The sequence below is a fragment of the Bradyrhizobium sp. genome (assembly GCF_019244115.1).
Lineage (GTDB): Bacteria > Pseudomonadota > Alphaproteobacteria > Rhizobiales > Xanthobacteraceae > Bradyrhizobium.
Genome location: NZ_JAFATE010000130.1, coordinates 1 through 4675 on the forward strand (window position 1 = coordinate 1; position 4675 = coordinate 4675).

At 63.1% G+C, this 4675-nt stretch carries 4 protein-coding genes and 1 tRNA gene; 2 read left to right on the plus strand and 3 right to left on the minus strand.

From position 1 onward, the window contains the following. Positions 1 to 31: 31 nt before the first annotated feature. Positions 32 to 952 carry a 2-dehydropantoate 2-reductase gene (gene panE, locus JOZ76_RS06095; protein WP_291697731.1) on the plus strand — a complete coding sequence of 307 codons (921 nt, stop codon included), beginning with the start codon at positions 32 to 34 and terminating at the stop codon, positions 950 to 952. Between the two features lie 151 nt (positions 953 to 1103). On the opposite strand, the gene JOZ76_RS06100 is transcribed toward panE, so the two are convergent. Continuing rightward, positions 1104 to 1688 (minus strand): c-type cytochrome, encoded by a 585-nt coding sequence (locus tag JOZ76_RS06100; RefSeq protein WP_291697728.1) that lies wholly within the window; start codon positions 1686 to 1688, stop codon positions 1104 to 1106. Between the two features lie 105 nt (positions 1689 to 1793). Then, positions 1794 to 3068 carry a PQQ-dependent sugar dehydrogenase gene (locus JOZ76_RS06105; protein ID WP_291697729.1) on the minus strand — a complete coding sequence of 425 codons (1275 nt, stop codon included), beginning with the start codon at positions 3066 to 3068 and terminating at the stop codon, positions 1794 to 1796. Positions 3069 to 3376: 308 nt separating this feature from the next. Here JOZ76_RS06105 and JOZ76_RS06110 point away from each other — a divergent pair, with 308 nt between their 5' ends. Continuing rightward, complete coding sequence (locus JOZ76_RS06110; RefSeq protein ID WP_291697730.1) at positions 3377 to 4261, plus strand: NAD-dependent epimerase/dehydratase family protein; 885 nt, start codon at positions 3377 to 3379, stop codon at positions 4259 to 4261. 17 nt (positions 4262 to 4278) lie between these two features. Here JOZ76_RS06110 and JOZ76_RS06115 read toward each other — a convergent pair. After that, positions 4279 to 4353, minus strand: a tRNA-Gly gene (locus JOZ76_RS06115). Between the last annotated feature and the right edge of the window lie 322 nt (positions 4354 to 4675).

The window sequence follows — 4675 nt, forward strand, 5'->3', positions numbered from 1 at the left end:
CTCCCTCAAGAAGAAGAAAAAGGATCAAACCATGCGTGTTCTCGTGGTCGGCGCCGGCGCCATCGGCGGATATTTTGGCGGCAGGATGCTGCAGGCGGGGCGCGACGTTACCTTCCTGGTCCGGCCGCGACGGGCCGGCGAACTCGCTGCAAGCGGGCTCGTCATCAAAAGCCCGCACGGCGACGCCACGCTGAAAAATCCGCCGACCGCGCAGGCCGACGCACTCGGGGATCACTTCGATGTCGTGCTGCTCTCCTGCAAGGCCTACGACCTCGACGACGCGATAAAATCTTTTGCGCCGGCGGTCGGGCCGCGCACGGCGATTATCCCGCTGTTGAACGGCATGCATCATCTCGACGTCCTCGACAACAAGTTTGGGAGTGAGCGCGTGCTGGGCGGGCTCTGCGCCATTGCGGCGACGCTGAACGAGGCGCGCGAGGTGGTGCAGCTGCAGCCGATGCAGTCGCTCGGCTTTGGCGAGCGCGACGGCACGATGTCGGAGCGGGTTGGCGCCATCGCCGACATTTTCGCCAGCGGTAAATTCGGATCATCGGCCAGCGCCAGCGTGCTGCAGGACATGTGGGAGAAATGGGTGTTCTTGGCCACGCTCGCCGCCTCGACCAGCCTGATGCGGACGACGCTCGGCAACATTCTCGCCGCCCCCGGCGGCAAGGAATTCATTCTCGGCATTTTTGAAGAGTGCAGGCAAACCGCCGCCGCCGAGGGCTTTTCGCCGCGCGCGCCGTTCGTCGAGCGCAATTTGACCATGCTGACCACAGAGGGCTCGCCGCTGGGCGCCTCGATGTTCCGTGACATCAAGCAGGGCCAGCCGGTCGAAGCCGATCACGTCATCGGCGATCTCATCGCACGCGCCGATCGCGCCAAGGTGCCGGTGCCGCGGCTCCGCGTCGCCTACACGCATCTGAAGGCTTATGAGAAGCAGCGGGGATAGATCGTCGCTGTCGTCCCGGCGAACGCCGGGACCCATACCGCGGAATCTGTCCGTGAGGGTTATACGGGAGTCGTCCTTCGCAACAACGAGGTCCTGTGGTCATGGGTTCCGGATCGGCGCTCGGCCCTCCTTTGCTTGTCCGGGACGACAGCTACAGATGCGCGAGATAGTGCGCGAGCGCGACGATCTCTTCGTCGCTCAAGGGATAGGCGACATCCGTCATCGCGCCGCCGCTGCCGCCGAACCGGGCACCCGACTTGTACTCGCGCAGCGCCTTGGTGAGATATTCCTCGCGCTGTCCGGTGAGGCGGGCGACGCCCTTGGTCCCCGCGTAGGAATCGGTGTGGCACGAGGCGCAGCGGCGGCCCATTGCCGCCTGCGCGCCCTTCTTCGACAAATCAGCCTCATTGTCCGGAGGCGACTTTGGCGGCGCAAGGGATGCGAAATAGGCGCCGAGATTGCGAATGTCCTCGTTGCTCAGCTGCTCGACGATCGGCTGCATCGCCTCGTTCTTGCGCGAACCGGCGCGGAAATACACCAGTTGCCACTGGATGAACTGATCCTGCTGTCCGGCGAGCGAGGGAATGTTCTCCGTCGTCGAGATGCCGTTCTCGCCGTGACAACCGGCGCAGATTTCAGCCTTGGCCTTGCCGGCCGCCAGATCGGCGGCATGGGCGGTCGATCCGCCTGCGACGATTGCGGCCAGCAACGCGGCCGTCACTCCGAGCTTGTGCATCACGTTTCCTTGGGCTGACGGCCTTGCGGTGGCCGTTCGATATTGTCGGAATGCAAAGGGCCGCGGCCGCATCATCGCGCGACCGCAGCCCCGATCATCAAGACATCACTTCTTGCTGTAGCTGATGCGATAGATCGCACCGGCCCAATCGTCCGCGACGAGGATCGAGCCGTCCTTGGCGAGGACAATGTCAGCAGGCCGGCCGAGATAGCCCTGGTCACCCTCGATCCAGCCCGATGCGAACACCTCTTCCTTCGGATGCTTGCCGTCCGGGCCGACGATCACGCGCACGATTCGCCCACCCTGATATTTGTGCCTGTTCCACGAGCCGTGCTCGGCAATCAGGATGTTGTTCTTGTACTCGGCGGGGAACTGGTCGCCGGTATAGAACTTCATGCCGAGCGGAGCGACATGGGCGCCGAGGTTGAGGACCGGCGGGGTGAACTCGGAGCATTTGTGCCCCATCGCGAATTTCGGATCCGGCAGATCGCCCTGATGGCAATAGGGATAGCCGAAATGCTCGCCCATCTTGTTGATCATGTTCAGCTTGTCGGAGGGCAGATCGTCGCTGATCCAGTCCCGCGCATTCTCGGTGAACCAGTATTTGCCGCTGCGCGGATCGACGTCGCCGCCAACCGAGTTGCGGACGCCGAGCGCCCAGACTTCGGCATTGCCGGTCTTGGGATCGACGCGGCGAATCTGCGACACGCTGGTGGGCGGAATGCCGACATTGAAGGGCGGACCGAACGGGACGTAGAACCAGCCGTCCTTGTCGGCGGCGAGATATTTCCAGCCATGTGCGGCATAGGACGGCATGTCGTCATACACCACCTTGCCGGAACCGAGATTGTCGAGATTGGCTTCGGCGTTCTCGTATTTGATCAGCTTGTCGACGGCGATGACGTAGAGCGCACCGTCGCGGTAGGCGAGACCCGTGGGCATGTTCAGGCCCTTGAGGATGGTCTTGACCTCCTTCTTGCCGTCCTTGTCGGTGATCGCATAGACGTTGCCGAGGCCGAACGAGCCGACGAACAGCGTGCCCTTGTCGCCCCAGGCCATCTGCCGCGCCGCCAGCACGCCCGAGGCGTACACCTCGATCTTGAAACCTGTCGGCAGCTTGATCTTCTTGATGAGGTTGGCGAGTTCGGAGTCGGAGGCGCCGGTCGGCGGCCCGGAGGGTGGCGCAAGCCCCTTCTGCGCCTCGGTCTCGTCGCCGAGGAACCAGTCGTCCGGTGGATGGGTCCAAAACTCCTTGGTCCCAGACTCGTATTTCTTCAGCGGGCGGTCCTTGTCCTGCTGCTGTGCATTGGCAAGGCCCGCCCCCGCAACGAGCCCTATCGTTGCGAGCGCAAGAATGGATTTATGGAAGGCCGATATCATCACGTCACTCCCCTGTTGCAGCATTGGTGCTGCGACTGTTTATTGTTCGAAACGGTTTTGAGAGACGAACCTTTGGGTCTGCCGACGGACCGGAGAGACCTGAAAAAATGGTAGCACATCCATAAGCTCTGAGAAGCGGACGGCGGCCCGGCCCGGTCGTTCTTGAGACGATCGGACAAATGTCGGTAAACACGATCGTCGAGAGTCGGCCTTCGTGCGTGTGCTGCAGCGCGAGATGCATGGGAAGCGGGCAGGACCGATCTCCGGCATCATGAGCCGGACGATGCAGATCAAGCGGGAGGACGAGGATGAATGTTTTCGTTCTCGGCGGGACGGGCTTCATCGGCACCGCGCTCGCTCGTGTCCTGATCAAGCGCGGACATCGGCTCACAGGACTGGTCCGATCGGAAGCGTCGGCGAAGAAACTGCGAAGCATCGGTGGCCAGCCGCTGGTCGGCGACATCGCAAGACCGGCATCGTGGATCGAACAGCTGCCGCCGATCGATGCGATCGTTCATCTGGCTTTTGATCTCGATGCCGACATGGGTACGGTCGACGGCCGCCTGCTGGATGCGATGCTGCGGAGGTTCGCCGGACAGCGACCGCGGCCGCGGTTCATCACGACCGGCGGATGCTGGCTGTTCGGCACGGGCGGCAACGAGGTCGCGACCGAAGCAGCACCATTTTCTCCGCTGCCGGCGTTTGCGTGGATGGTCCCGCACGCGTGGCGCATTCTGTCCTCCCGCGCGGTGAAGGGCGTCGTAATCCATCCGGCGATGGTCTACACGGCCGATGGCGGCGTCTTCAGCCGCTTTGCCGCCGATGCGCGCGCCGGCGCCGCAATCCGCATCGTGGGGAGTGAAGCCGTACGATGGCCGCTGGTGCATCGTGACGATTTGGCCGAGCTCTACGCGCTGGCACTCGACATGGCGCCTCCCGGCTCGAGCTATATCGGCGCGGCGATTGAGGCGCTTGAAGTAGGGCGGATCGCGCGCGCCTTTGCACGACGTTTCGGCCGACCGAACCAGACGCCACAAATCGTCTCCGCCGATCAGATCGCCGGCGAACTTGGCGAGTGGGCAAGAGGCTATGCCCGTGACCAGCGGCTGAGCGGTGCGAAAGCGAGAGCCGAGCTCGGCTGGCGGCCTGCCCATCTCGATCCCGAAGGCGAGATCGCGGCTCTCCCGGCGTGACGATGTCAGGAGGAAATTGGAGCGGGCGAAGGGGCTCGAACCCTCGACCCCGACCTTGGCAAGGTCGTGCTCTACCACTGAGCTACACCCGCATCCTGTTTCCGGCACAGCGCGCACCGGCAACGCGCAGACCTATGCCAAAAGCGGCGGCCGAATGCAACAGGGCTGCGACACCGAAAACCGGACAATATTTTTTGGTTCCGGGTCTTGATGGGATGTAGACACCACACCAGCCTCGATGGCGATTGCATCAATTTTCCAGTTTTACCCGTTTCAGACCGCTTGGCGGCCGGATTCCGATGATTTCACGAGCCGATCAGCCGTCAGCATCCGGCGTAGCGAGTCGAGCCAGTCGGCGAACCAGCCGCACAAGGTGGCTGTCAGAGCCTCGACCTGAGCCGGATCGCAGTCGAA

Excerpts from the sequence above, each read along its gene's own strand:
- panE (WP_291697731.1), top strand. The coding sequence starts at position 32 with ATGCGTGTTCTCGTGGTCGGCGCCGGCGCCATCGGCGGATATTTTGGC.
- JOZ76_RS06100 (WP_291697728.1), bottom strand. The coding sequence starts at position 1,688 with ATGCACAAGCTCGGAGTGACGGCCGCGTTGCTGGCCGCAATCGTCGCA.
- JOZ76_RS06105 (WP_291697729.1), bottom strand. The coding sequence starts at position 3,068 with ATGATATCGGCCTTCCATAAATCCATTCTTGCGCTCGCAACGATAGGG.
- JOZ76_RS06110 (WP_291697730.1), top strand. The coding sequence starts at position 3,377 with ATGAATGTTTTCGTTCTCGGCGGGACGGGCTTCATCGGCACCGCGCTC.